Origin of the sequence: Oceanimonas sp. CAM02 (assembly GCF_032842915.1) — a bacterium.
In the GTDB taxonomy this organism is placed as follows: domain Bacteria; phylum Pseudomonadota; class Gammaproteobacteria; order Enterobacterales; family Aeromonadaceae; genus Oceanimonas; species Oceanimonas smirnovii.
Genome location: NZ_JAWJBK010000004.1, coordinates 184,660 through 211,274, shown reverse-complemented (window position 1 = coordinate 211,274; position 26,615 = coordinate 184,660). Strand labels below are relative to the sequence as shown.

At 57.2% G+C, this 26,615-nt stretch carries 28 protein-coding genes; 3 read left to right on the top strand and 25 right to left on the bottom strand.

The annotated features are described in order from the left end of the window. Positions 1 to 90: 90 nt before the first annotated feature. A complete protein-coding gene (locus R0I78_RS01355; RefSeq protein WP_317074025.1) occupies positions 91 to 696 on the top strand; it encodes a DUF2726 domain-containing protein in 606 nt (201 codons plus the stop codon). A 179-nt stretch (positions 697 to 875) separates the two neighbouring features. Here R0I78_RS01355 and R0I78_RS01350 read toward each other — a convergent pair whose 3' ends face one another. The 3 genes from R0I78_RS01350 to R0I78_RS01340 form a co-directional block, all read right to left on the bottom strand. Further along, positions 876 to 1,607: a 3'-5' exonuclease gene (locus tag R0I78_RS01350; protein ID WP_317074024.1), complete on the bottom strand. Its 732-nt coding sequence runs from the start codon at positions 1,605 to 1,607 to the stop codon at positions 876 to 878. Between the two features lie 7 nt (positions 1,608 to 1,614). After that, positions 1,615 to 3,483 carry a DUF294 nucleotidyltransferase-like domain-containing protein gene (locus R0I78_RS01345; protein WP_317074023.1) on the bottom strand — a complete coding sequence of 623 codons (1,869 nt, stop codon included), beginning with the start codon at positions 3,481 to 3,483 and terminating at the stop codon, positions 1,615 to 1,617. Between the two features lie 72 nt (positions 3,484 to 3,555). Next, positions 3,556 to 5,190: a BCCT family transporter gene (locus R0I78_RS01340; RefSeq protein ID WP_019933595.1), complete on the bottom strand. Its 1,635-nt coding sequence runs from the start codon at positions 5,188 to 5,190 to the stop codon at positions 3,556 to 3,558. A 187-nt stretch (positions 5,191 to 5,377) separates the two neighbouring features. Here R0I78_RS01340 and R0I78_RS01335 point away from each other — a divergent pair, with 187 nt between their 5' ends. After that, on the top strand, positions 5,378 to 7,093 hold the full coding sequence (locus R0I78_RS01335) for a proline--tRNA ligase (RefSeq protein WP_317074022.1): 1,716 nt from the start codon (positions 5,378 to 5,380) through the stop codon (positions 7,091 to 7,093). A 256-nt stretch (positions 7,094 to 7,349) separates the two neighbouring features. Here R0I78_RS01335 and tyrA read toward each other — a convergent pair whose 3' ends face one another. Further along, positions 7,350 to 8,480: a bifunctional chorismate mutase/prephenate dehydrogenase gene (gene tyrA, locus R0I78_RS01330; protein WP_317074049.1), complete on the bottom strand. Its 1,131-nt coding sequence runs from the start codon at positions 8,478 to 8,480 to the stop codon at positions 7,350 to 7,352. 78 nt (positions 8,481 to 8,558) lie between these two features. Further along, entirely contained in the window at positions 8,559 to 9,629 is a 1,071-nt protein-coding gene (locus R0I78_RS01325) for a 3-deoxy-7-phosphoheptulonate synthase (protein ID WP_019933592.1), read from the bottom strand. A gap of 190 nt (positions 9,630 to 9,819) precedes the next feature. Between R0I78_RS01325 and R0I78_RS01320 the strand changes: the two genes are divergently transcribed. Next, the gene (locus tag R0I78_RS01320; protein ID WP_019933591.1) at positions 9,820 to 10,104 is read left to right on the top strand and encodes a hypothetical protein; all 285 of its coding nucleotides are present in this window, start codon (positions 9,820 to 9,822) and stop codon (positions 10,102 to 10,104) included. Between the two features lie 102 nt (positions 10,105 to 10,206). Here the strand turns inward: R0I78_RS01320 and R0I78_RS01315 are convergent, their stop codons facing one another. The 20 genes from R0I78_RS01315 to cheY form a co-directional block, all read right to left on the bottom strand. Further along, complete coding sequence (locus R0I78_RS01315; RefSeq protein WP_026344632.1) at positions 10,207 to 10,998, bottom strand: VacJ family lipoprotein; 792 nt, start codon at positions 10,996 to 10,998, stop codon at positions 10,207 to 10,209. Between the two features lie 91 nt (positions 10,999 to 11,089). Then, complete coding sequence (gene ccmI, locus R0I78_RS01310; protein WP_317074021.1) at positions 11,090 to 12,304, bottom strand: c-type cytochrome biogenesis protein CcmI; 1,215 nt, start codon at positions 12,302 to 12,304, stop codon at positions 11,090 to 11,092. A 1-nt stretch (position 12,305) separates the two neighbouring features. Next, complete coding sequence (locus tag R0I78_RS01305) at positions 12,306 to 12,776, bottom strand: cytochrome c-type biogenesis protein (RefSeq protein WP_410506560.1); 471 nt, start codon at positions 12,774 to 12,776, stop codon at positions 12,306 to 12,308. Next, positions 12,776 to 13,309 (bottom strand): DsbE family thiol:disulfide interchange protein, encoded by a 534-nt coding sequence (locus tag R0I78_RS01300; protein ID WP_317074020.1) that lies wholly within the window; start codon positions 13,307 to 13,309, stop codon positions 12,776 to 12,778. The genes R0I78_RS01305 and R0I78_RS01300 overlap by 1 nt, the downstream gene beginning before the upstream one ends. Next, a complete protein-coding gene (locus R0I78_RS01295; RefSeq protein ID WP_317074019.1) occupies positions 13,309 to 15,264 on the bottom strand; it encodes a heme lyase CcmF/NrfE family subunit in 1,956 nt (651 codons plus the stop codon). Before R0I78_RS01295 ends, R0I78_RS01300 begins: the two co-directional genes overlap by 1 nt. After that, positions 15,261 to 15,755: a cytochrome c maturation protein CcmE gene (gene ccmE / locus R0I78_RS01290; protein WP_317074018.1), complete on the bottom strand. Its 495-nt coding sequence runs from the start codon at positions 15,753 to 15,755 to the stop codon at positions 15,261 to 15,263. The genes R0I78_RS01295 and ccmE overlap by 4 nt, the downstream gene beginning before the upstream one ends. Next, on the bottom strand, positions 15,752 to 15,958 hold the full coding sequence (gene ccmD, locus R0I78_RS01285; protein ID WP_019933584.1) for a heme exporter protein CcmD: 207 nt from the start codon (positions 15,956 to 15,958) through the stop codon (positions 15,752 to 15,754). Before ccmD ends, ccmE begins: the two co-directional genes overlap by 4 nt. Then, on the bottom strand, positions 15,948 to 16,694 hold the full coding sequence (locus R0I78_RS01280; RefSeq protein ID WP_317074017.1) for a heme ABC transporter permease: 747 nt from the start codon (positions 16,692 to 16,694) through the stop codon (positions 15,948 to 15,950). The genes ccmD and R0I78_RS01280 overlap by 11 nt, the downstream gene beginning before the upstream one ends. A 108-nt stretch (positions 16,695 to 16,802) precedes the next feature. Next, positions 16,803 to 17,468, bottom strand: a complete 666-nt coding sequence (gene ccmB, locus R0I78_RS01275) for a heme exporter protein CcmB (protein ID WP_410506562.1) — start codon at positions 17,466 to 17,468, stop codon at positions 16,803 to 16,805. Then, the gene (gene ccmA, locus R0I78_RS01270; RefSeq protein ID WP_317074015.1) at positions 17,468 to 18,100 is read right to left on the bottom strand and encodes a cytochrome c biogenesis heme-transporting ATPase CcmA; all 633 of its coding nucleotides are present in this window, start codon (positions 18,098 to 18,100) and stop codon (positions 17,468 to 17,470) included. Before ccmA ends, ccmB begins: the two co-directional genes overlap by 1 nt. A gap of 100 nt (positions 18,101 to 18,200) precedes the next feature. Then, entirely contained in the window at positions 18,201 to 18,605 is a 405-nt protein-coding gene (locus tag R0I78_RS01265) for a DUF2802 domain-containing protein (RefSeq protein WP_019933580.1), read from the bottom strand. Then, entirely contained in the window at positions 18,605 to 19,093 is a 489-nt protein-coding gene (locus R0I78_RS01260) for a chemotaxis protein CheW (RefSeq protein WP_019933579.1), read from the bottom strand. Before R0I78_RS01260 ends, R0I78_RS01265 begins: the two co-directional genes overlap by 1 nt. A 19-nt stretch (positions 19,094 to 19,112) precedes the next feature. Further along, positions 19,113 to 19,880: a chemotaxis protein CheW gene (locus tag R0I78_RS01255; protein WP_317074014.1), complete on the bottom strand. Its 768-nt coding sequence runs from the start codon at positions 19,878 to 19,880 to the stop codon at positions 19,113 to 19,115. After that, positions 19,877 to 20,659 carry a ParA family protein gene (locus R0I78_RS01250; protein ID WP_019933577.1) on the bottom strand — a complete coding sequence of 261 codons (783 nt, stop codon included), beginning with the start codon at positions 20,657 to 20,659 and terminating at the stop codon, positions 19,877 to 19,879. The genes R0I78_RS01255 and R0I78_RS01250 overlap by 4 nt, the downstream gene beginning before the upstream one ends. Continuing rightward, entirely contained in the window at positions 20,656 to 21,498 is an 843-nt protein-coding gene (locus R0I78_RS01245; RefSeq protein WP_019933576.1) for an OmpA family protein, read from the bottom strand. Before R0I78_RS01245 ends, R0I78_RS01250 begins: the two co-directional genes overlap by 4 nt. Further along, entirely contained in the window at positions 21,498 to 22,241 is a 744-nt protein-coding gene (locus R0I78_RS01240) for a flagellar motor protein (RefSeq protein WP_019933575.1), read from the bottom strand. The genes R0I78_RS01245 and R0I78_RS01240 overlap by 1 nt, the downstream gene beginning before the upstream one ends. A gap of 1 nt (position 22,242) precedes the next feature. After that, positions 22,243 to 23,364 carry a chemotaxis response regulator protein-glutamate methylesterase gene (locus R0I78_RS01235; protein WP_317074013.1) on the bottom strand — a complete coding sequence of 374 codons (1,122 nt, stop codon included), beginning with the start codon at positions 23,362 to 23,364 and terminating at the stop codon, positions 22,243 to 22,245. Between the two features lie 28 nt (positions 23,365 to 23,392). Further along, positions 23,393 to 25,402 carry a chemotaxis protein CheA gene (locus R0I78_RS01230; RefSeq protein ID WP_317074012.1) on the bottom strand — a complete coding sequence of 670 codons (2,010 nt, stop codon included), beginning with the start codon at positions 25,400 to 25,402 and terminating at the stop codon, positions 23,393 to 23,395. Between the two features lie 9 nt (positions 25,403 to 25,411). After that, a complete protein-coding gene (locus tag R0I78_RS01225) occupies positions 25,412 to 26,170 on the bottom strand; it encodes a protein phosphatase CheZ (protein WP_317074011.1) in 759 nt (252 codons plus the stop codon). A gap of 10 nt (positions 26,171 to 26,180) precedes the next feature. After that, on the bottom strand, positions 26,181 to 26,564 hold the full coding sequence (cheY, locus tag R0I78_RS01220) for a chemotaxis response regulator CheY (RefSeq protein WP_014293118.1): 384 nt from the start codon (positions 26,562 to 26,564) through the stop codon (positions 26,181 to 26,183). Between the last annotated feature and the right edge of the window lie 51 nt (positions 26,565 to 26,615).

Here is a 26,615-nt window from a genome sequence, read left to right as displayed (position 1 = left end):
TGTGGCTGCGCATACCAGCATGGCTCTGGTTCATTTTTAATGACGGGCTGAGTACACTGGTATTCTTTATCTATGGCGGACTGAAGATTGATGGATTGGTTACCTGTGTCACTGCTCGACTGGCTGATGCTGACCTTTGTGGGTTTGCTGGTGTTGCTGATGCTCTATAGTCTGCTGCGCCGGCTGTGGCGGGGCAAGCCGAAAGTACTGTTTGAGCCCGCCGTGATGTTCAGCCCGGAAGCCGCCACTGCCTATGCATTGCTGGAACAGGCGGTAAATCACCGGCTGCGGGTGTTTGCAGCGGTGCAGATGAGCGAGGTTCTGTCAGTCTCTGCGGCACTTGGTAAGGCACAACGGGAGCAGGCCGCTCAGATGATGCTGGGCGAGACACTGGATTTTGTGTTGTGCTCTCCCGGGGAGCTGATGCCCCGGGTGGTCGTCGCACTGACCGACGACAGCCTGAGCTGCACCGACGGCCGCCACCGGCACCGGCTGCTGGAGCAGATTGAGACCGCCGGCCTGCCGGTAGTGCACTTGTCGCCCAAAGACTGGCCCGAGCCCGGCATGTTGTGGGAAGAAATAGCCGCTCTGCTGCAGCCCGATACCATTCAGCCGTTTGCCGTTAACGGCCGCCGTGAGCCTACCCTCAGCCTGCCCGACGATGAACCCGACGACGAGCCGGAAATAAAATGGTAAGCCAGCTTAACCCATGCCAAAACGCTTTTTGGTCAGCCGACAACCTTTGTCATACCGGGCTTGACCCTGAATCCATCCTGCAAAGGATATCGCCCTCTACAAGCACTGCTCACAACTCACAGCCGGCACCCACTTACAGCTGAAAGCTTATGGCTTACGGCTCTCCCGAAGGGAGCAGGTTAAAGCCATAACTCACTTAACGGCGTCTCCGGCGTATAGTGATGGGCAATTTGTGCCAGCAACAGTTCGGCGGTGGCCAGGGCATCGGTTAAAGCATGGTGGGGCGAATAATGGGGCAGATTATAGCGCTCACGGCTGTTGGCCAGACGAATGGATACCGGCTTGCGCCCCCGCAACCGGCTCCACAGGCTGAGCTGACGAGGGTGAAAGCGGGTTTCCAGCTCCATGGTATCGATCACCGGAAAGCGAATATCCTCATATAGCCTCGCCTTCAAGGCAGCGGCAAAGAAAATCTGCTCTATGCGCCGGTAGTGCACCACCACAATACGCCCGGCCAGAGCGTTGAGCAGTTCATCCAGCACCTGTAACAAGTCCGGCGCTTCCTCTATTTCCGAATGGGTAATACCGTGAATGGCCACGGTATTACCCGCCATTGGCCGGTGCGGGTTGACAATCCAGTGAGCAGATGCGCGACAGTAAATGCGCTGCAGATCGAAAGGCACCAGCCCTATGCTGACAATGGCGTCTTTTCTGGCATCCAGCCCGGTGGTTTCAAAGTCCAGCGCCACAAAAGGCACGTCTGCCAGCGGCGTGTCCGGACCCGGCAGGCCAGCCCGGTAAAAGCGCTGCAGCCGGTAGTCACGGGCGCTGCGGGCACGCTCTTCAAACAACGCCGGCCAGTCGGGTGCACTGGCGGTGTCGACCAATGATGACGGTCTGAGATACATCATAGGCTCCTTACGAGGCTCGTCCGGGCTGATAACGGAACTTCAGAAATTTCTGTGCCTGACTCAGGATCTGAAACGCCTCTTTAAGGTTGCGCCGTTCAAAGTCGGACAGGTTTTCCGGCTCTATATTGTTATCAGGCTCTCTGCCCGCTTCTACGTCCATGGCCTGATGACGAATGCGCACCATGGCAATAAACTCCATGGCGTCCCGCAGATCCGGCCCTCTGCCTCTGGGCAGTATATCGGCCTCAATCACATCGTTCAGCCGCTCAAAGGAATTCTGTGCCTTGGAACCTACCGCCAGGGCATGCACACGAATTAAATCTGCCAGCGGTGCCGTGCCGCGGCGCTTAAGGTTAATGGAGTTGTTATGTTTGCCGTCCTGCTCCATGACAAACTCTTTAAAGAACCCGAGCGGTGGCGTGCGCAGCAGCGCATTGCGGGCCATGCTGGCCAGAAAACGCGGACTGCGGCGGGCGCGGCGCACAATTAAGCGATTAAGCTGTTCGGCCCATTCCAGGTGGCCGTATACGCCGTCAAGATCAAAGAAGATATTACTGTTCAGCAAAGAACGGGCGCTGGGGTTGTCTATCCAGTCAATAAAGCACTGCTCCCACTCTGTGCGGGTTTTGCGCCATTCCGGGTTGGTGGCCATAATGTTGCCGGTGCAGTAGCTGTAGCCACAGGCGGCCAGGCCATCACACACAAAGTTGGCCAGCTCAGCAAAATAGTCATTGTGCCGTTCGGCATCATAGCTGTTATCGAGAATAATGGCGTTATCCTGGTCGGTCACCACCAGTTGTTCGTCCCGGGCCATGGAGCCCAGCGCCAGAAAGCAGTACGGCACCGGCGGCGGCCCCAGTTTTTCTTCGGCCAGCTCCAGCAGCCGCTGCTTGAAGCTGCGGCCAATCACCGCCATGGCGGAGCCAATCATGTGAGAGTTGGCGTCTTCGTTAACCATGCGCACAAAGCAGGCTCTGGCATCGTCGGCAATGGTGGCCAGCTCGCCGGCATCCTGGGCGCGAAAAATATGCCGCACCACAAACAGGCTGTTGCGGGATTCATGACGCATAACATCCGACAGCGCCACCACACCGATGGGCTTGCCTCTGTGCAGTACCGGCAAATGGTGCAGGTTATAGCGCAGCATGGTCAGCATGGCTTCAAACACATATTGATCACTTTCTGCCGCCACCAGATCCACCGACATGATCTCGGCTACCGGCGTACTGGAAGGCAGCTCTTCGGCCAGCACCCGGGTACGCAGATCCCGGTCGGTAATAATGCCGGCCACTTCTACCTCTTCCCCTTCTTCGTTCAGCACCAGAATGGAGGAAACGGCCTCTTCGGTCATTTTACGGGCGGCATCAAATACGCTGGCAGCGCGGCCGATAGATACCGGCTCGCGGGAAATCAGTTCACGAATGCTGGACGTCATCAGTTCGTTGGCCTCCTGATGACGGGACACCGCATGGCGCAGCCGGGCACTGTCTCCCACTTCCACAAAATCGGCAAAGACTTCAAAGCGTTCATACAAATCATGAAACACGGCTTCGGGCAGGCAATAGACCAGGGTGTCTTCCAGCGTAGTGGCAGGCAAGCGGTTTTTATTATTCATCAGCAGCCCCATCTGACCAAACAGGCTGCCTTCACTCAGGCGGTTATACAGCTCACCGTTACGGCGGTGTATTTCTACCGCCCCGCTGCGAATAAGATAGAGATGGTGCACCGCATCGCCATATTTAAAAATAACGGTACCGGCCCGAAAGTAGCTGACCTCCACCTGAGTGGCTATGTGCTCCAGCTCCTGGTCGGGCAGCGCCTTGAAGGGGTAGCACTGGCGTATAAAAGCGAGTACCTCCAGCTGCTCTGCTTCCATGGTTCACTCCTGCAAAACGTGAAAAAGGCAGCACCCGGCTGCCTTTAAATTGATTAACGGTGCCGCAGGCGCTTAGCCTCTTGGCTCCGACATCAGCCCTTTGATCAGCGCTACACAGGAAATAAGCAGCACTATGGTAAAGGGAAAGCCGGTAGATACCGCCATGGCCTGCAAACCGGCCAGACCGCCGCCCAGCATCAGGGCAATGGCCACCAGACCCTCAAAGGTACACCAGAACACCCGCTGCGGCTTGGGCGCGTTGACCTTGCCGCCGGCGGCAATGGTGTCGATGACCAGCGAGCCGGAGTCGGACGAGGTAACAAAGAACACCACTACCAGCACAATACCGATAAAGGAAGTAATGGCGGTGAGCGGCAGCTGCTCCAGCATCACAAACAGCTGCAGCGGCAGTGCGGCTTCACTGACAGCCTTGATGCCGTCACTCACCACCAGATCGATGGCGGTACCGCCAAAGGCGCTGAACCACAGCATACAGGCAGAAGTTGGCACCACCAGTACGGCAATCAGGAACTCACGCACCGAACGGCCACGGGATACCCGGGCAATAAACATGCCTACAAAGGGTGACCAGGAAATCCACCAGGCCCAGTAGAAGGCAGTCCAGCCCTGGGAGTAATTGGCATCTTCCCGGCCAAAGGGCATGGACAGCGCCGGGAAATACTCAAAGTACGCAACAATATTGTTGAACAGACCGGTAAAGATAAGCAGGGTCGGCCCCACTATCAGCACAAAGCCCAGCAGCAGTGCCGCCAGCCCCATGTTGATTTCAGACAGGCGTTTTACCCCCGCATCCAGCCCGGCCAGCACCGACACCAGTGCCACCAGAGTAATGAGGATCACCAGCACTACCTGAGTGGTGACCGTATCCGGAATATCAAACAGAAAGTTAAGGCCGGCCGAGGCCTGAGAGGCACCGTAACCCAGCGACGTAGCCAGACCAAACAGAGTGGCGACCACCGCCAGAATATCAATAATATGACCAGGCCAGCCCCATACCCGCTCACCCAGCAGCGGATAGAGCACAGAGCGCATGGTCAGCGGCAGCCCCTTGTTAAAGGAGAAAATGGCCAGACCCAGTGCCAGCACCGCATAAATGGCCCAGGGGTGCAGTGCCCAGTGATACAGGGTGGCGGCCATGCCAAGACGGCTGGCCTCGGCGGCATTTCCGGCAGCTCCGCCCAGCGGAGCCCAGTCAGTGCGCACGCCGTTTTCTACCGTGGTGCCGGCAAACGAGGTACCGAAGTGAGTCAGCGGCTCGGACACACCGAAAAACATCAGACCTATGCCCATGCCGGCGGCAAACAGCATGGAGAACCAGCCGATATAGGTGAAATCCGGGCTGGCTTCGGTGCCGCCGATGCGGACTTTGCCCAGGGGGGAAATAATCAGCCCCAGACACACCAGCACAAAAATGTTACCGGCGGAAAGAAAGAACCAGTCAAGGGTGGACGTGAGCCAGCCGCGCAGATCGCTGAACATGGGCCCTACCTGGTTCTGAAACGCCAGGGTGAGAAACACAAAGGCCACAATAGCCAGACCGGAGATCATGAATACACGGTTATGAATGTCGAGCCCGAACGGACCAATTTGCAGGGCGATATTGTCTTGCCCTATCTGATAATCGGTATCAATGGGCGTCACTTTGCCCTCGGGGGCGATAACATCATGGTTATCTTTTTCTGCCATGAAGATGCTTCCTTTTTTAAGGGGTTGGCTTGCTTGAACCACTCTAGGGTAGCACAGCAGCGACACAGAATGGCCAGGCGGGGGCTCAGCTGAACAACATTTAGCCAGAGCAAGGCACTTCTTCCCGCTCCGCCCCCCTGCTACAATTCAGGCTTTCACGGATTTTAAGCTTACAAGGTTCCCGTTCATGCGTACCAGTCAATACCTGCTTTCCACTCTTAAAGAAACTCCGAGCGATGCCGAAGTGATCAGCCACCAGCTGATGCTGCGGGCGGGCATGATCCGCAAGCTGGCCTCGGGCCTGTATACCTGGCTGCCCAGCGGTTTGCGGGTGCTGAACAAGGTGGCGGCCATAGTGCGGGAAGAAATGAACCGCGCCGGTGCCATTGAAATGCTGATGCCGGTAGTGCAGCCCGCCGATTTGTGGCAGGAAACCGGCCGCTGGGACAAGTTCGGCCCCGAGCTGCTGCGCATTAAAGACCGCCACGATCGTCCCTTTGTGCTGGGCCCCACCCATGAAGAAGTGATCACCGCCATGGTGCGCAACGAGGTCGCCTCTTACAAGCAGCTGCCTCTGAATCTGTATCAGATCCAGACCAAATTCCGTGACGAGGTACGCCCGCGTTTTGGCGTGATGCGCTCCCGCGAATTTGTAATGAAAGATGCTTATTCTTTCCACACCACTCAGGACAGCCTGCAGCAGACCTACGACGACATGTATGCCGCCTACAGCCGCATTTTTGAACGCATGGGTCTGGACTTCCGCGCTGTGCTGGCCGACACCGGTGCCATTGGCGGCAGTGCTTCGCACGAGTTTCATGTGCTGGCTCAAAGCGGTGAAGACGATATCGCTTTCTCCACCGAGTCCGATTACGCCGCCAACATTGAAATGGCCGAAGCACTGGCCCCGAAAGCAGCCGCCGATGCTCCTACCCAGGAGATGGTGCTGACCGACACGCCCGATACCAAGACCATTGCGGATCTGGTAGAAAAATTCGGCCTGAACATTGAGCAGACCGTGAAAACCCTGCTGGTAAAAGCCGCCGACGATATGGATGCCCCGCTGGTGGCGCTGCTGGTGCGCGGCGATCACGAGCTGAACGAGGTAAAAGCCGAAAAGCTGCCCCAGGTGGCAAGCCCCCTGACCTTTGCCACCGAAGAAGAAGTGCGTGCCGCCGTGGGTGCCGGCCCGGGCTCGCTGGGGCCGCTGAACATGCCGGTGCCGGTAATTGTAGACAGAGCCGTGGCGGTCATGAGTGACTTTGGTGCCGGTGCCAACATCGACGACAAGCACTATTTCGGCATGAACTGGGGCCGTGATCTGCCCCTGCCCGAGGTGGCCGACCTGCGCAATGTGCGTGAAGGCGACCCCAGCCCCTGTGGCAAGGGCGTGCTGCAAATCAAACGCGGCATTGAAGTGGGCCATATCTTCCAGCTGGGTAATAACTACTCCGAGAAGATGAACGCCACCGTGCTGAACGAAGGCGGCAAGGCCACAGTGCTGGAAATGGGCTGCTACGGCATTGGCGTGTCACGCATTGTGGCCGCGGCCATTGAGCAGAACCACGACGACCGCGGCATTATCTGGCCCGATGCCCTGGCCCCCTTCCAGGTAGCCATTATTCCCATGAACATGCACAAGTCTCATCGCGTTCAGGAAGTGGCCGAGAAACTTTATGCCGAGCTGACCGCCGCCGGCATTGAAGTGCTGTTTGACGATCGCAAGGAGCGCCCGGGCGTGATGTTTGCCGATATGGAGCTGCTGGGTGTGCCTCACAGCATTATTATTGGTGAGCGCGGCCTGGACAACGGCGTGGTGGAATACAAGCACCGCCGCGGCGGCGACAAGCAGGAAGTGGCCATCGATGATGTGATTGCCAAGATTCAGGCGTTGATTGGCTAACTCCCTTCGGGAGAGCTATAAGCGATCAGCCTTAAGCTTTAAGAAAAACAACCGGTGCTTACAGATAGCACCGGTTTAAAAGTCATTCCGGCCTTTGAGCCGGAATCCATTCTGCAGGCGACTGAGTCTGTATTCGAACAGCCGTGCTTTATACAATAGTCTCTGGGTCCGTCATGCTGAACTTGATTCAGTACCGGAGTGACCCCGCTGCTCTACTTACAGCTGGCAGCTTACGGCTTACAGCCCCCGAAGGGGATTAATCCGAATGATGGCGGCTGTCGTTGGCCTGGGCCAGCAACATGCGGCTTTCTTTAAGGAAAGTGTCGGCATAGTCGCCGAAATAATCACTGACAGCGCTGAACTGCTTTACAAAGGCGTCGCGCTGTCCATTCTCCAGCTCTTCCAGTAACTCGCCAAAGCGCCCGTGATAACGTCGTATCATCGCCAGATTGCGGGGTGACGACAGAATAATGTCGGCATACAGCGCCGGATCCTGGGCAAACAAACGGCCTACCATGGCCAGCTCCAGCCGGTAGATGGGCGAGCTTAACCGCAGCAGACGAGACAAATCTGCTCCTTCAGCACACAAATGAGCACCATAGGCAAAGCTGGTAAAGTGACGCAGCGCCTGTACCAGGCTCATGGCCTCGTCGTGCTCGGCCGCCGGCACCTCCTGCAGGCGGGCCCCCCAGATACGCATTTGCGCCAGCAGCCATTCATAGTCTGCTTCGCCGCGGCCATGGCAGTGAATAATCACCTGCTTGGCCAGGCTGGGAATATCCGGTCCGAACATGGGGTGCAGCCCCAGCACAGGGCCTGAATGCGCGTTCAGCATGGCGGCCACCGGCTCGCTCTTGACGCTGGTCAGATCTACCAGCAGGCAGTGCTCGGGCAGCTTGGGCAGACGCTCTATTACCGCCACGGTTTGATCGATGGGCACGGCAATTATTACCAGACCCGCATCGGCCAGCAGCGTATCGGCCTTGTGCCAGTCGTCCTTTTCAAGGATCTCGGTGTGGTAACCAGACAGGCTCAGCAGGTGGGCAAACAGACCACCCAGCTGGCCGCCACCGCCAATCACCACCGCCTTGCCCAAATCCGGATTCACACATTTGAAGCCGGTGTCTTTTTCACTGGCATAAGATTCGCGCATAAAGCGGCGCAGCACGTCTTCTATCAGGTCGGGCGGCACACCCTGTGCTTCGGCTTCGGCCCGGCGGCTGGCGAGCATGGCGGCTTCCCGGTCGGGCGCATAAATAGGCAGGCCATGCCGGCTTTTTACTTCCCCTACCCCCGCTACCAGCTTAAGCCGCTGCGCAAACAGCTTGACCAGCTGCTGATCCACTTCGTCGATTTGATCCCGCAGGACCTTGAGTTCATCTACCATTTTATCCATCCCGGAATTAACACGCCGGACCTGAGTCCGGCGTTGCATTATGCCTGTTTATTGCTTGAGCTGACAATGTCAGGCAACGCGTGCCTTGAGTGAGGCAGACAGCTGCTGATGGCAACGTGCCAGCAGTTCGGCGGTGGTGTCCCAGCCGATGCAGGCATCGGTAATGGACACACCGTACTGCATCTCACTCACCGGCTGCTCGCTGGGCTGGTTGCCCTCAAACAGATGTGATTCCAGCATAATACCGAGAATAGACTCATTGCCTTCCTGGATCTGGCGCACCACATTGTCGGTCACCAGCGGCTGCAGGCTGTAATCCTTGTTGGAGTTGCCGTGACTGCAGTCCACTACCAGCCGCGGCGTCAGGCCGGCACTGATCATGGCTTTTTCGGCCAGGGCAATATTGACCGAGTCGTAGTTGGGCTGCTTGCCGCCACGCAGGATAACATGGCCGTCGGGGTTGCCCTGAGTCACCAGCAGCGCTACCTGACCTTCCTGATTAATGCCCATAAAAGCGTGGGATTCGGCAGCCGCCTTCATGGCGTTGATGGCAGTGCCCAGGTTACCGTCAGTGCCGTTTTTAAAGCCCACCGGCATGGACAGGCCCGAGGCCATTTCTCTGTGAGTCTGGGATTCGGTGGTGCGGGCACCAATGGCAGACCAGGAGAACAGCTCTGCAAGATATTGCGGACTGATCGGGTCCAGTGCTTCTGTCGCCAGAGGCAGCTCCAGCTCCGCCAGCCAGCACAGCAGCTCCCGGGCTTTGTGCAGGCCCAGCTCAATATCAAAGGTGCCATCAAGGTGAGGATCGTTAATAAAGCCTTTCCAGCCTACTGTGGTGCGCGGCTTTTCAAAATAGACGCGCATTACAATATAAAGGCTGTCGCGATATTCATCATGCAGTTTTTTGAGGCGGGTTGCGTACTCTTTGGCTGCGTCTACATCGTGAATGGAGCAAGGACCACAAATAACCAGCAAGCGGTGATCCTTGCGGTGCACAATATCAGAAATGGTTTGCCGGGCCTGGCCGATGTAATCGAGCGCTTTTTGAGAAATGGGCAGCTTGGCTTTCAGCTCGGCCGGAGTGATCATCACCTGCTCGGATTGAATATGGATATTGTTTAATGTGTCTTTCTGCATGATGACATCCTCACTGTAAACTTTTTTATACAACCAAAGAGAAAGAAAAGGTTAGTCTCGTTTGACATATAGAAACTTCTTTTCTACGCAACCGGCTTCAACCTTATCAAGGCTGGCCGGGGTTGCAAAGCCCGGGAGAGCATCAAATGCGGTTTATTTTGTTTATAATTGAAAAAAATGAGGAGCCTGTATGCAATTAAGCAATCGCGAGCAGCAGGAGCTGGTACTGGCCCTGCGGCGCATTCTGGATCACTACGGTGTAGACTACCGGCAAAGCCCCGAGTCTTATGATTATGATACGGTTTATGACCATCAGTGCCGGCTTATTCTGGATGAAGTGGCAGCAAGCTGGGAGCAGCATTACGGTTACCGCCCCAGCCCCATGACGCTGCAAAAAGCCCTGTTTGCCGCCGAGCACAGCCGCCAGTTTTCCCCGCCCTGGTACAGACGGATTATCAACGCGATAAAGTGGTAGGCCCCAATTTATTGGGGCAACCCGTGCATGATGCGACGAAGCAGCCCCGTTTGCCGGGTATAAACCCCGACCTCATCCACCAACGCGACTTCCAGCTTTATTTTACCCGTCAATCTCATCCATAAAGGCGTCAAGGTTTTCGTCGTCAGGCATTTCACGCTGTTTGCCGACTTTGGCATCCTGAAACTGCAGATAGAAATCCTTGGTCAGACCGTAGGGATCAAGCGAGTTATCAATAATGGCCTCGCGCTCTATCAGCTCACTGCGCTGATAAAGCCCGTCCAGCGCCCATTTGCCGGTGCGCATGGCAAGAGACATAACGTCATAAGGAAAGTACAGCGTATCCACCACATCGCCGGTCAACTGACGCAGAGTGGCCGGACCATAGAGCGGGATCATCATATAAGGGCCATTACCAACTCCCATTTGTCCCAGAACCTGACTGAAATCTTTGGCTTTAGGTTCAAATGAGAGCTTCTGGGCCACATCAAAGTAACCCAGCACGCCCACAGTACTGTTAACGCCAAAACGCACCAGGTTAGTGCCGGCACCGGATAAGTCGCCGGTAACCAGATGGTTGACGAAGCTGGCAGGCTCTTCGAGGTTCAGCACTACATTCTGAATGCCCGTACGCACCGAACGGGGTACATAGTCGGCATAAGCGTGGGCAGCAGGACGTACAATATAGGGCTCGGCTACATCATAGTTAATGACCCAGCTGGCCCGGTTTACCGGCTCAAAGGGATCACGAGGATCATCCGCGGTAGATTTGGCATAGTCTGCCGGCACAGCCGGTGAGAAAGGATCATTCACCCGCTCCTGCTGCACCCCCTGGTGCGCCGCACAGCCGGTAAGCACAGTGCCGGCCATGAGAATAAGTGCTCTGTACCACATGGTTAGGTCGCTCATTTTTGTTGTTATAAAAGAGTAAGTCTACTCATGACTGACCAACACGGCCAGTCATCACCACCGGCTGAAAGCCATATTATAACGGCGTGTCGATAATCACGCTCAGCTGCTTGTCTTCACTGGTGCTGAGCACACCACTGCGCCCTTCCCAGGCGTTGGTGACATCGGTAACGTTACCGCTGGGAGCAATACGCGCCTTAATAATAATCTCATCGCGACTGCTCATGTTATTGTCAGGCACCATGGCATCGGCATTGGACAGGGTGACGCTGAGCGGAAACGCCGGCTGCTCTATCCGCCGGGCCACCAGCGGCATTTCGCCACCATTGGCATCCACCGCAAACACAAACAAAACAGCGCCGGGGTGATAAGGCACACTGGTGCCGGTATTTATTTCTACCTGATAGCGGGGGCCGGTAACCGGCGCCTGCTGATTGCTGCTCATTTGCTGCTCGGCAAACGCAATGGACCGCTGGATCATGGCATAGCGCGGATGCTCGGGAGACATGATTTCCAGCATTTGCTGCCAGCGGGCTCTGGCCTGTTCAAAGTCGTTTTGCTGTACTGCCATAAAGGCAAACACCGACCAGGCTTCCAGGTTGCCGGGCTGGCTGGCCAGCACATTGCGAATTATTTGCTCGGCGCGCAGGCTTTCTCCGGTCATGGCCAGGGCCTCGGCGTAGGGCACGTATACGGCGTCGGGCTCGTCGGTGAGGTTAATGGCTTTTTCCAGTGCTTCCCGGGCGGTTTCGCCGTCACGCATTTCCAGTGACAACCGGCCCAGCAGCAGCCAGCCACGATAGTCGTCGCCATCCTGATGCAGACGGGTACGCAGCGCCAGAATAAGCTCGCGCACGTCCTGCTCGGTCACGCTTTCATCCGGCTCTATCAGTACCTTGCGCGACAGCTCCTGAAGATTGCCGGATACCCGCTGCCACTCGGCCACTTCCTCATGTGCTCCCACCTGCCAGTAAACCCCGGCACTGACCGCTATCATCAGCACCAGCGCCGAGATAATGGTGAGCGGGCTGCGGCCGTCCCGGGCCTTGGTTTCATTGGTGACCACATCATCCAGCAGACTTTTCTGCAGCTCCTGCTGCAGGGCCTCGTCATCTTCCAGCAGGCCCAGTTCACTGTCTTGCTCCAGCTCTTTTATCCGCTGGCGGTAAAGCTGAGTATTGAGCTCGTTACGACTGTGGCTGGACTCAGCCCGCCCACGGGTAAGAGGAAAAATAATGATCAGTGCCAACAGCAGAGTCAGGCCGGCACAAAGGATCCAGAATAAGGTCATGTCAGCTCTCTTTGTTCTTGTTCAGCAGGCGCTTGAGGCGCTGTTTTTCTTCTTCGCTCAGGGTTTCGTCGGCAGCCACCGCCGGCTTTTTGCGCGTGCGCACCAGCACCACCACCAGGCCAATTAACAGCACCAGCACAGGGCCGGCCCAGAGAATAAGGGTGGACGCCATAAAAGGAGGCTTATAGAGAATAAAGTTGCCGTAGCGGGCCACCATGTAGTCCACTACTTCGTCTTTGCTGCTGCCGTCCTGCAACATTTGGTAGGTTTTTTCCCGCAGATCCTTGGCCAGCTCGGCGTTGGAGTCGGCAATGTCCTGGTTCTGACATTTGGGGCAACGCAGCTCTTTTAACAACTCACGAAAGGACTCTTCTTTTTTCGGGTCGTCAAAGTTGTATACATCGATGGCAGCATGAGCTGCCGGCAGCCAGAGCATGGCCGCCAGCATAAGTATTCGCATCAACATGGACATTACTCCATTTGCTCAAAGATAGGCTTGAGGGTCTGCTTCCATACCTGATCGTTCACATCACCCACATGGCGGTAGCGAATAACGCCGTTACTGTCGATAAGGAAGGTTTCAGGCGCGCCGTATACGCCCAGATCCAGACCCAGCATGCCGCGGGGATCATACAGATCGATGGCATAGGGGTTACCCAGATTACTGAGCCAGCGCAGCGCCTTTTCACGCTCATCCTTGTAGTTCATGCCAATAATATGCACGCCTTCATTGGCCTTGAGCTGGTTGAGATATTCGTGCTCGGCATAACAGGTGGGGCACCAGGTGGCCCACACATTGAGCAGCATGGGCTGGCCGGTAAAAATGGACTTGTCATGCTGTTTGTCGGGGTTATGCAAGTCCTGCAGGGTAAACTCAGGAATAGGCTGATCAATCAGTACCGATTCCAGTTTGGTGGGGTCGGAAAACAACCCCTTGTACAGAAATACACTGGCACCGAGAAACATCAGCAGCGGAATGGACAGAATAAGAATACGACGGTTCATCAGGCCTCCGCGGCTTGTTGTTTGCGGCCAAAACGGTAGCGCTTGTCGATAATGGCAATCACACCGCCAATAGACATCAACAGTGCTCCAAACCAGATCCAGCGTATAAAGGGCTTGTAGTAAAGCCGCACCGCCCAGGCACCGTCATCCAGCTCTTCACCCAGCGCCGCGTACAGATCGCGGGTAATGCCGGCATCAATGGCCGCTTCGGTCATGGACATGCGCTGCACCACATACATGCGTTTTTCGGCTTTCAGCTCGGTCAGCGGTTTGCCGTTTTTGGACACACTGATCACCCCTTTGAAGCCTTCGTAGTTAGGGCCGTCAGCATCACGAATGCCGTCAAAGGTAAAGGTGTAATCGGCAAAGGTGACGGTATCACCGGGCACCATGCGCACATCGCGCTCTATGCTGTAAAGCTGGGTACAGCTGATGCCAACAATGGTCACCGCCAGACCAATGTGACCCAGGATCATGGCCCAGTGGCTGTTGCCCAGCTTGCGCACACCGGTAAAGAACGAGTGTCGGTGCGTGGCCCGCACCCAGGTTTCCTGCAGGCTGGTAATGGTAATAAAGGCACCCAGGCCAATCCCCACGGCAGCCCAGGGTTCAAAGCTGGCGGAAAACAGCAGCGGCAGCGCCACCCCGGTGACAATACTGAGCACCAGCGCCAGCAGAAGTTTGCCGTTGATTTCCTGCATTTTCTGGCGACGCCAGCGGAACAAGGGCCCCGCTCCCAGCAACAGGGCAAAGGGAATGATCAGCCAGGCATAGAGGCTGTCGAAGAAGGGGGCACCAATGGAGATGCTGCCCATGCCCAGCTCTTTATGCACCAGCGGCAGCAAGGTGCCGATCAGCACCACCACCAGACCGGCCATCAGAATAATGTTGTTGCCCAGCAGCAGACTTTCGCGGCTGGCCAGCTCGTGCTTGCCATGGCTGCGCACTTCTGCACCTTTAACGGCATACAGCAACAGCGACGAGCCCACCACCAGCAGCAGGAAGATCAGAATAAACAGGCCGCGGGTGGGATCGGAGGCAAAGGCATGCACCGACACCAGCACCCCGGAGCGCACCAGGAAGGTGCCCAGCAGGCTGAGGGAAAATGCCATAATGGCCAGCAGTACCGTCCAGGCCTTGAAGCTGGCGCGCTTTTCGGTGACTGCCAGCGAGTGAATAAGGGCGGTGCCGGCCAGCCAGGGCATAAAGGAGGCGTTTTCTACCGGATCCCAGAACCACCAGCCGCCCCAGCCCAGCTCGTAATAGGCCCACCAGGAGCCAAGGGCAATGCCCAGCGTCAGGAAAATCCAGGCGGCCATGGTCCATGGTCGGGACCAGCGCGCCCAGGCCGCATCCAGTTTGCCGGTCATTAAAGATGCAATGGCAAAGGCAAAGGCCACCGAGAAGCCCACATAGCCCATATAAAGCATGGGTGGGTGAAAAATCAGCCCGGGATCCTGCAGCAGCGGGTTCAGGTCGCGTCCATCTACCGGAAAGAACGGCAGGGTGCGCTCAAAGGGGTTGGAGGTAAACAGCACAAACAGCAGAAAGCCAATGGCGATCATGCCCATCACGCTCAGCACCCGGGCCACCGCATCCAGCGGCAGCGCCCGGCTGAAGCGGGCCACGGCGGCGGTCCAGCCTGCCAAGATCAGTACCCACAGCAGCAGTGAGCCTTCGTGCGCGCCCCATACCGCCGAAATGCGGTAAGCCAGCGGCAGCAGGCTGTTGGAGTTGGAGGCCACATAGAGCACGGTAAAGTCGTGCTCCACAAAGGCCCAGGTTAAGCACAGAAAGGAAATAAACAGAAAGCCAAACTGGGCATAGGCCAGTGGCCGGGCCAGCAGCATCATGGAGGTGTTGCCGCGGGATGCGCCCAATAACGGGTAAATACTCAGCACCAGGGCACTGGCCAGCGCCAGCACCAGGGTGAATTGTCCAAGCTCGGGGATCATAGGTTGCTGCCCTTCAGCTGTGCCTCCGTGTATTCGGGTTTAAAGTGCTCCATTCCCTTGAGCGCTTCCGCCACCTCAGGTGGCATGTATTCTTCGTCGTGCTTGGCCAGCACTTCAAAAGCATCGATGGTGCGGGCGTCTGCCAGGGTGCCCTGAGCCACTATGCCCTGCCCTTCCCGGAACAGATCCGGCAAAATGCCGTCAAAGCGCACCGTGACCTGCTCACCGCCGGCATCCACCAGGGCAAAACTGACGTTCAGGCTTTGTTGGTCCCGCTCTACCGTGCCCGGCACCACCAGGCCACCAATGCGCAGGCGCTGGCCCACTTCCGGCTTGATATGGTCTTTGCCTTTGCCTTCCACCAGCTCGGTGGGGGTATAGAAAAGGTCTATGTTCTGCTGCAGCGCATAGAGCATCAGGCCCACCATGAGCGACAATCCGGCTATCACCGCCAGCAGCAGTGTCATTCGTTTTTTACGTCTAGGGTTCATAGGGTGTTCTCCAACTTGCGGGCGGCCTCACGGCGGGCGGCCCGGGCCTGTTTTTGGCTGACTTCGCGCAGCAGACGTTTTTTGGTGTTAATGGTGGCCACCACCAGCCCCAGCAGGGCCAGCAGGGTAACGGCAAACGACAGCCAGACATAAAAGCCGTAACCGCCCATGGCCAGAAAGGCAGACCAGCTATCAAATTTCATGGTGTTTCTCCGCCATTTTCAGTACCCAGGGACGATGAGACTCACGCCGGATCAACTCGTTGCGCAGGCGCATGAGCGTGACGGCGCCCAAAAAGCAGATAAAGGCAAAAATCATGATAAGCAGCGGCCAGAGCATGTCATTGGAAATGGAGGGCTTGGCAAACTTGGTGATGGTGGCCCCCTGATGCAGGGTGTTCCACCATTCCACCGAGTAGTGAATGATGGGCAGGTTGATGACCCCTACCAGGGCCAGAATGCCGGCGGCACGACCGGCCAGTACCTTGTCGGAAATGGCGTTATAGAGCGCAATGACACCCAGATAAAGAAACAGCAGAATCAGCTCGGAGGTCAGGCGGGCATCCCATACCCACCAGGTGCCCCACATGGGTTTGCCCCAGGCGGCACCGGTAAACAGCGCAATAAAGGTGAACACGGCCCCCACCGGCGCAATGGCCGAGACCGCCATATTGGCGACCTTGATTTGCCATACCAGACCAATAAAGGCGGCAACGGCCATGGAGGAGTAGGCACCCATCGACATGATGGCCGCCGGCACATGAATATAGATAATACGAAAGGCGTCACCCTGCTGATAATCGGCGGGCGCAAAGGCCAGGCCCCAGGCCAGACCAACGGCAAAGGAAACCACACTGAACACGGCGAACCAGGGCAGCCATAGTCCGGCAATACGATAAGCCGTTTCCGACTTGGCATAGGGGTGTAACCATTTCCACATTTTGCTCACAGACCTTTTTTGTACTAATGCGTTATTTTGGCGCGCTTAAGATACCCCAAATTCCCTCTGTTTAGAAACCTTTGACCGCCAAATCCAGTTGAAATGGAGCTAATTGACACTGACCCGCAGTGCCGCAGCAATGGCAAACGGGGCCAGGGTAACACTGCCCGCCAGCATGGCCCCCAGAATGGCCAGCTGACCACTGTAAGGCAGCCCCAGACCGGCGGTTTCTATGGCCGAGGTGGCAAAGATCAGCACCGGAATATACAGCGGCAGCGTCAGCAGGCTGAGCAGCACACCGCCCTTGCCTATGCCCACGGTTAATGCCACACCTATGGCACCCAGCAAGCTGAGAATGGGCGTGCCCAGCAGCAGGGTCCAGAACATGCCGAGAAAGCCGTTCATGTCCATGCTCAGCAGCACTGCCACCAGCGGCGACAGCAGCAGCAGCGGCAAGCCGGTTAACAACCAGTGCGCCAGCACCTTGGCCAGCACCACCACCCCTAAAGGACAGGGCATCAGCATCATTTGTTCCAGGGTGCCGTCGATATAATCGTCCCGGAACAGTCGCTCCAGTGCCAGCAACGATGCCAGCAGCGCCGCTACCCAGACAATGCCGGGAGCAATGCGCGCCAGCAGCGCCGGCTCCGGACCTACGCCCAGGGGGAACAGAGTGATCACAATTACAAAAAACCACAGCGGGTTAAGAATGTCGGCTCGCCGGCGCAGGGCGCTGACCAGCTCCCGGCGCACCACGCCGGTAAAGGAGTGCATCATTGGGCGTCCTCACGGGATGGTGAAAGGTGAAGAATGCGGGCGCGGTCGGCGCAAAGATTAAGATCCTGGTGGGTGGTGATCAGCACCATGCCTCCAGCATCGGTGTGCTCCAGAAACAGCCTTTCCAGCACTTTTACCCCGTGTTTGTCGATGGCAGTAAAGGGCTCGTCGAGGATCCATAGTTTGGGCCCGCCCAGCCACAGCCGGGCCAGTGCTACCCTGCGCTTTTGCCCGGCAGATAGCTGGCCGGCATATTGCTCTTCCAGCCCCGCCAGCCCAACCTGTGCCAACACGTCCCACAGGTTGGCCGTGCTGCCCTTATGATGCATGCGGCGAAAAAAGGCCAGGTTTTCGTAGGCAGACAGCTCGTGCTTGATGCCGGCCTGATGGCCCAGGTAGAAAAGATCCTGATGAAAGCTGTCGCGGCACTGCTCTATGTTGTGCCCTTGCCAGCTGACTTCTCCCTCATAAGGCCGGGACAAGCCTGCCAGCAACCGCAGCAGGCTGGTTTTGCCGGCACCGTTGGGGCCGGCAATCTGCACCAGCTCACCGGGAGCCACCGCAAGGGAAAGATCACTGAACAGGGTACGTTCTTCACGAACGCAGGTCAGGGCGTGGGCTTCAAGCATAAGTTAATATTCTGTGGTTAATAAGATGGTTTGCCAAATGCGAAATGGTTTGCCGCGCGTAAAGCACGGCCTGCAGGGATAAGCGACTATCATCGCCAGCCTACTTTTGCCGGTGCAAAGACAGCAGCAGTTCAGCTTCGGCTCTGGGCATTTCGCATTCGGCCATGATTTCTTCAATACCGGCTCCCAGCTGCACCATTCGCGCGGCGCGGCTGTAGAGCTTGCTTTGGGGATCTTTTAATGCCAGCTCCTGCTGCTGCTCGCGCAGCGCCGCTATATAGCGCCCCAGCTCGTTCAGCTTTTTGCCCATGCCAATATTGGCGGTCTGCAGCTCTTCCAGCTGTTTGCGGTAGCTGTCCCGGCTGCGGGCCAGCTCACGCATCAGGGTGCTCATGGCATCCAGCTTGCGCTGGCTGCGCCGCCACATCATCCAGGCCAGGCCAATGGCGGCCAGTGCCATCACCAGCCCCAGTACCGCCAGAATAAGCGCCAGTTCACTGATCATTAAAGCTGACTCAGCTCTTCCCACTCGTCATCGGACAGCAATTTGTCGAGATCCACCAGAATAAGCAGCTCGCTCTCGCGGTTACATACGCCCTGAATAAAGCGCGCACTCTCGCTGGTACCCACATTGGGCGCCGTTTCAATTTCCGACGACTTGAGATAGACCACCTCAGCCACACTGTCGACCAGAATACCAATGACCTGCTTTTCCGCTTCAATGATCACAATGCGAGTATTGTCGGTTACTTCCGCACTGGGCAGGCCAAAACGCAGCCGGGTATCAAGCACAGTAACCACGTTGCCGCGCAGGTTGATAATACCCAGCACATAATCTGGCGCGCCCGGTACCGGAGCAATGTCGCTGTAGCGCAATACTTCCTGTACCTGCATAACGTTAATGCCATAGGTTTCGTTATCAAGCCGAAAGGTCACCCACTGCAACACTTCGCCTTCAGCCAGATTTTCCGCCACATTACGATGATTGCTCATACACTCACCCTTATCTCTCTCAGACCCGTTGTCCGTCTATATTTTTGCCCTGCTCCAGTAATGCAATCAAGGCATCAACATGAAGCAAGGCACACATTTTTTCTTTTACCATACCTGCCAGCCAGGGCCGCGTGCCGGGCGTAGTGCGCCACTTTACCTGCTCACGGCTGAGCAGAGCCGTTCCCTTGAGCTGATGGCAGGACAGCCCCCAGTTACTTTCGCCCAGGGTCACCACATATTGATATTGCTCATCCTGAGTGTGGCCTGGCATGGCCCAGCGCGCCGTATCCACCACACTGAGCTGACGCTCCCGCTCCGTCATAATGCCAGCAAACCAGGCCGGCTTGCCAAACAGACTGGTAAGCCTGTCAAGCTGATAAATGCCACCCAGATGAGTAAGCGGCACAGCAAAGGTCATGCCTGCCACCTCAAAGAACAAGGCCTGAAACTGTGCTTCCGTGTCCATATTGCGCCAGGGGGCCGGCTCCGGCTGTACCTCGGGCGCGACCACCGGCATCTCTATCTCTGCAGGCGATGGCACATCAATAACCGGTTCTGCCTGGCGCGACTGCGGATCGGCGCTGGCGGCTTCTTCTTCTTTCAGCTCGGCAACCGTCGCCAGCAGTGATTCCAGTGCACGGCGGCGCTCTTCTTCTTTTGGATCAACATAAACCACCGGTCTGGCAGCAGCGTTTGCTGCTTCTGCAGAAACCTGCGGACTTACTACCCGCTCATCCAGCAGCGCATCAAAATAATCATCCAGAGCTGAAAACTGGCGTTGGTTCATAACGGCTGGTCTCCTCCGTCGAGACGCCACAAAAAGCGCAGCAGGGTCTGATAGGCATAGACACCCCGGCTGCCCTTGGCAAAGTAAGACGGTGGCTCATGGCGCAGGCTGGCATCGCGAAACTTGGTGTCTACCGGTATCACAGCCGGCCAGACTCTGTCACCGTATTGCGCTTTCAGACTGTCAAGGCTCTGCACCGACGCCCGGGTGCGCTGATCATACATGGTTGGCACCACTGTGTAATTAAATCCGTCTTTGCGGGCCTTGTGCATCAGTTTAAAGGTGCTGACCATGCGCTCAAGCCCCTTAAGCGCCAGAAATTCGGTTTGCACCGGTACCAGAATACGGTCACAGGCGGCCAGGGCATTGACCATCATCACGCCCAGCACCGGCGGACAGTCGATAATGGCCACATCAAAGTCATTTTTTACTTCAGCCAGCAGCCGTTTGAGCACCAGTCCCATACCTTCCCGGCTGCTGGAGGTTCGCTCCAGGGTGGCCAGCGAAATGGAAGCCGGCAGCAGTGTGATGCCATCAAAACGGGTATTCAGTGCCACCCGATCAAATTCAGCCCGGCCGGCACCGGCCTGAAACAAATCAAACAGAGTGCCCGGCAGTTCATCGGAGTTGTAATCCAGATAGGCGGTAAGCGAGCCATGAGGATCCGTGTCGATCAGCAGCACCCGCTTGTTATGCTGTGCCAGCAGGCCTGCCAGCGCCACCACTGAAGTGGTTTTGCCAACACCGCCTTTTTGGTTTGCTACGGTCCAGACTATCACGGCGTTATCCTGTCGTTGGTAATGCGAATGCCGCCTCCCGGCAGCTCATAAACCTGAATACCTTCTTTTTGGTCCGGCTCCGGCGGCCGTGCCGGTGGCGGCGAAGGTGGCTGCCAGCGTTCGGCAGCAATAGCAATTTCTACCCGTCGCTGGGGTGCCCTGCCCGCCTCACGGCGCTGTGCAGTCTCTGCCGGCCGGTATTGGCCATAGGCCTCCAGACGCAGCCGCTGAGGTGCAATGCCCTTTTGCTGCAGCTGCTCCAGCACGGCTCTGGCCCGCTCTGCGGACAATTGCCAGTTGGAGTCATAAAGCTCGTTGCTGACAGCAATGCTGTCGGTAAAACCACGCACATGAATAAAATGAGTATCTTGACCCAGCACCGGCATCAGGGCGGAAAATACCGCGTCACTGTTGCCCCTGAGCAGCGCACTGCCCTGGGCAAACAGCAGGCTGCCATCCAGGGTCAGCACCAGTTCATGCGTCCCCTGCTCTATGCCGGCCAGCTGCCGCTCGGTCAGCGGAGCAAGCGTGTTACCCAGCTCCAGTTTCAGCTGATGCAGACTGTTGGCGCTGCTGCTGGCCACCGGCAGTTCACTCACCGGCAGGGCCGGCTGGCCCTCACGCTCCATGGCACCGGTTTGCTCGGGCCGGGAGCCCAGTTGCCCCAGCGCCTGCTGTACCCCCTCCATGACTGGCTGGCGGAGCTCGGTGCGGGATGCATGCACGGCATAGAGCACCACAAACAGGGCAAAGGCCAGGGTCATGTAATCGGCATAGGACACCAGCCAGCGCTCCGTGTGCTGATCCCGCGGCTTTGATACCAGAGAGCGGCGCTTCATCAATGCCGGCCTCCCTGAAACTGATTGAGCTGCCGGCTTACCGACAGACTGCCCTCGCCCCGGGCAATGGCCAGCAGGCCAATGGCGGTGAGTTCACGGTAGCGCAGCTCCAGCCGGTAAAGCGCCCGCAGCCGGTTGGCCAGAGGCAACAGCAGCAGGTTGGCCAGCCCCACGCCATAAAGCGTGGCCACAAAGGCCACGGCGATACCGCTGCCCAGTCTGGCGGGATCGTCCAGATGAGACATGGCCTGAATCAATCCCAGCACGGCCCCGATAATGCCAATGGTGGGGCTGTAACCGCCCATGGCTTCAAATACGCCGGCTTCCAGCTCTTTTTGCTCTTCAATGCGGGCCAGCTCGTTATCCAGCAGCTGCTCCATCATGGCCGGCTCGGTACCGTCTACCAGCCATTGCAGCCCCTGACGGGTAAAGCCATCGATGGTATCGGAATGCAGCCGGCCTTCCAGCGCCAGAAACCCGGACTGACGGGCCTCATGAGACCAGCGCAGCAGGCGCGCGCATTGATCGTGAAAAGGCCACCGCGGAGGGACCAGCACAGTGCGCAGGGCATGTAAGGCGGCGCAAAACTGAAACCAGGGAGTTTGCAGCCAGACGGCACCCAGGCTGCCGCCCAGCACAATCAGTAATGCCGGACCATCAAGCAGCACAGACAGGCTGCCGCCGTGCCACCACTGAGCCAGCACGATGCAGACCAGCGCAAGCAGCAGACCGGCCAGTGCCATATCAGCCCACCATTTCGTTAACGATGGCCTCGCCAATCAGCGGCAGCGGCAATGACTCAGTCGCAATGCCCGCTTTGGCTACCGCCTGAGGCATGCCATAGACCACACAGGTTTCTTCATCCTGTGCCCAGATGCTGGCCCCCTGCTCTTTCAGCAGACGCGAGCCGTCACGGCCATCGGCACCCATACCGGTCAGCACCACGGCCAGCACCTTGCCACCGTAAATATTAGCGGCGGAAGCAAAGGTAATATCCACACAGGGCTTGTAGTTAACCTTGTCGTTGCCGTCGAGAATGCGCAACCGGGCAGCACCGGGCCGGCCTTCAAGCATCATTTGCCGGCCACCGGGTGCCAGATAGGCATGGCCCGGACGCAGCATGTCACCGTCTTCGGCCTCTTTCACCCGAATCTGGCACAGGCCGTCAAGCCGGGCAGCAAAGGCAGTGGTAAAGGTACCTGGCATATGCTGCACCAGCACAACAGGATGCGGAAAATTGGCGGGCAGCTTGGTCAGCACCGCCTGCAGGGCTACCGGGCCGCCGGTGGAGGTGCCGATGGCCAGCAGCTGATAACTTTTGCCACTGCGCCGGGGCAGACTGCGCCGCTCGGGGGGAGCGGACGCAGCAGGAGCGGCAACCGGTTCACGACTGAAACGGGATGAGACGGGCGTGCGCGGTGCAACGGAAGATGCAACCGGTGTGGTGCGGCTGACGGCCGCCCTGGGACGACGGCGGGCAATGGCACGCACACGCTGCTGCAGCTGGGAAATAGCTTCTTCCTTGCTGCGGGCTATGTCTTCAAAGCGTTTTGGCAGAAAATCCATGGCACCGGCATCAAGGGCTTCCAGGGTGGCCCGGGCACCATCGTGAGTGAGCGATGAAAACATCAGCACCGGCGTGGGCGTGGTTTTCATGATTTCACGCACGGCGGTAATGCCGTCCATCACCGGCATTTCAATGTCCATGGTGATCACATCCGGCCGCAGGCTTTTTGCCTTGTCGATGGCCTCTTTACCATTGGCGGCAGTGTCTATCACCTCAAGCAGCGGATCCTGTTGCAGGATCTCGCTCAGCCGGCGACGAAAGAAACTGGAGTCATCAACTACCAGAACCCGAATAGTCATTATTGTTATCGTGCTCCCTGTTGGTGCGTCAGGCGTAACGCCGCGCATAGGCCTTGATCAGGCCTGCAATATCAAGAATAAGGGCAATGCCGCCGTCACTGGTAATGGTGGCTCCCGCCATGCCCGGCGTGCCATGCAACAGCTGATCGAGCGGTTTGATAACCACTTCTTCCTGGCCGATAAGGCCGTCAACCACAAAGCCGACCTGCTGATTGCCTATCATTACAATCACCACATGACCATGGGCCTTGCGATCCCGCTTGCCGCCACGCAGCAACCAGTCCTGCAGATAGAACAGCGGTATGGCCCGGTTACGCACCACTACGGTGAGCTGACCGTCCACCATGCTGGTTTTGGTGAGATCCAGATGGAAAATTTCGTTCACGTTAGTCAGCGGCAGAGCAAAGGTCTGCTCTCCCACTACCACCATCAGGGTAGGCAAAATGGCCAGGGTGAGCGGCACCTTAATCTGCAGTTTGGTGCCTCTGCCTTTTTCCGAATCGATAAAAATGGAGCCATTTACCGAGCTGATGCCGGTTTTCACCACATCCATGCCCACGCCCCTGCCGGAGACGTCGGTGATTTCTACCTTGGTAGAAAAGCCCGGGGCAAAGATCAGGTTATAGGCTTCGTTGTCGCTCATGCGGGCGGCACCGTCGGCGTCGAGAATACCTCGCTTGATGGCCAGGTTCTTGAGTTTTTCCGGATCCATGCCGGCACCGTCGTCTTCGATGCCCAGCAAAATATGATCCCCTTCCTGGGACGCGGTAAGACGGATCACGCCCTTGCGGGGCTTGCCGGCGGCTTCGCGCTCTTCCGGCAGCTCAATGCCGTGATCACAGGAGTTGCGCACCAGGTGCACCAGCGGATCGGCCAGGGCTTCTACCAGGTTTTTGTCGAGATCCGTGTCTTCTCCCACCATCTCAAGCTCAATTTCCTTTTTCATGTTGCGGGCAATATCACGCACCACGCGAGGAAAACGGCCAAATACCTTTTTGATGGGCTGCATGCGGGTTTTCATCACAGCGCCCTGCAGATCACCCGTGACCGCATCCAGGTTGGTCACCGCTTTGGTGATCTCTTCATTTTCGTGGCCGGACTGCAGGCTGAGCAGGCGGTTACGCACCAGCACCAGCTCGCCCACCATGTTCATGATGCTGTCGAGGGTTTTGGTGTCGACCCGAACCGTGGTGTCGGCCGGCGGCGGAGCGGCCTTGGCAGGTGCGGCTGGTTTGGCATCAGGAGCGGCTTTGGCTGGCTGGCTGCTGGCCGGCACGGATTTTTCCGGTACTGACGTGGCAGTAGGCCCCTTGCCGGCACCATGGAGTTGATCCAGCAGGGCTTCAAATTCGCCATCGTCAATCAGCTCGTCGTCACCACCGGCAGTATTTTTGTCGGCTGCGGTGTCGGCTGCCGGCGTTTCTGCGGGCACACCACCGTGCTTGCCGGCACCATGCAGCTGATCCAGCAGGGCTTCAAATTCGTCGTCGGTAATATCGTCGCTGTCGCTGCCCGAGGCCGCTTGTTCCTGCTCAGGTTCAGCTGCCAGCTCACCCAGCATTTGCTGATATTCCTGCTCGTTCAGAGACTCGATGCTGTTGCCGGCAGGAGCCGCTGCCTCGGCTGACGGTGCTGTTTCATTTTCCTGCTCCGGCTGACAGTAAAAACTGAGCTCTTCCAGCAAGGTCGGATCGGCAGGTGTGGGCTCCTGACGGCTCTGAATTTCAGCAAACATGGCGTTTACGGTATCCAGCGCCCGCAAGATCACGTCCATCAGCTCTGAAGTAACACGACGCTGACCGGTGCGCAGAATATCAAAGACATTTTCCGCCTTGTGGCAGGTCTCTACCAGTGCCGTAAGCGACAAAAAGCCGGCACCGCCTTTTACGGTGTGAAAGCCGCGAAAAATAGCATTTAACAGGTCCTTGTCGTCGGGCTGACGCTCCAGGGTGACCAGTTGCTCCGACAGCTGTTCCAGAATTTCCGATGCTTCCACCAGAAAATCCTGCAGAATATCTTCGTCTACCTCAAAGCCCATGCTTGCTCCTTAAAATCCCAGACTGGACAGCAGATCGTCCACTTCATCCTGATCCGAGACCACGTCATCACGTTGTTCCTTGTTGATGATGGGCCCTTCCGCTTCAATGGCCTTCTGTGCCTTTTCAGCGTTAGACTCTTGCTGCTCCGGGCGGGGCGCTTCGTCTGTAAGGCGGCCAAACACCGACAAAATTTCAACCAGCTTGGCTTCCACTTCCTGCACCAGCTTGATCACCCGGCGAATCACCTGGCCGGTAAGATCCTGGTAGTCCTGAGCCATCAGAATTTCGGTCAGCAGCTGACGCAGCTGCTCGGCATCCTGCTCGGAATTTTGCAGAAAGTTGTCGAGCTGATAACACAGCTCCTTGAACTGTCCCAGCTCAAGCTGGCGCTGCATCAGCCCCTGCCAGCCCGGTTTTACCTGCTGTATACGATCGCTGAGCCGGTCTGCGATGGGCAGACTGGCTTCCACTGCGTCCATAGTGCGGTTGGCGGCCTTGTCGGTCATGTCAATGACATGATTAAGCCGCTCGCGGGCGTCGGGAATATCGGTTTCGGCCAGCACCGGCAGGCGGGGATCGTTACGAAACTCTTGCAGCGAATCATGCAACTGACGGGTAAGCTGACCTACCTGCTCCAGCAGTGCGTCGGCATGAGGCATGCAAACGTCAGTCATAAAACGATCGGCACCGGCCTGGTCACCCTGCTCCAGCAGTGCCACCAGCTGACGGGCCTGTTCCAGGTTGATCAACCCTTGTGCTTGTGTCATGGAAAGACCTTTATCCGATGCGCTCGAATACCTTTTCGAGTTTTTCTTTGAGAGTGCCGGCGGTAAAGGGTTTTACCACATAGCCGTTTACACCCGCCTGAGCCGCTGTAATGATCTGCTCGCGCTTGGCCTCTGCGGTAACCATTAATACCGGCAGATGCTTGAGCTTGTCATCAGCCCGAATGGCTTTGAGCAGATCAATGCCCTGCATGCCCGGCATATTCCAGTCGGTGACCACAAAGTCGAAGTCGCCGTTTTTCAGCATCGGCAATGCAGTGAGACCGTCGTCGGCTTCGTGCGTGTTGTTGAAGCCCAGATCTCTGAGCAGATTTTTGATGATCCTGCGCATTGTGGAAAAGTCATCCACAATCAGGATTTTCATGTTCTTGTCCAACCCATTCCTCCTGTTCTGCTGCCTCGGCAGCCACTGAACATGGTGTAAAAT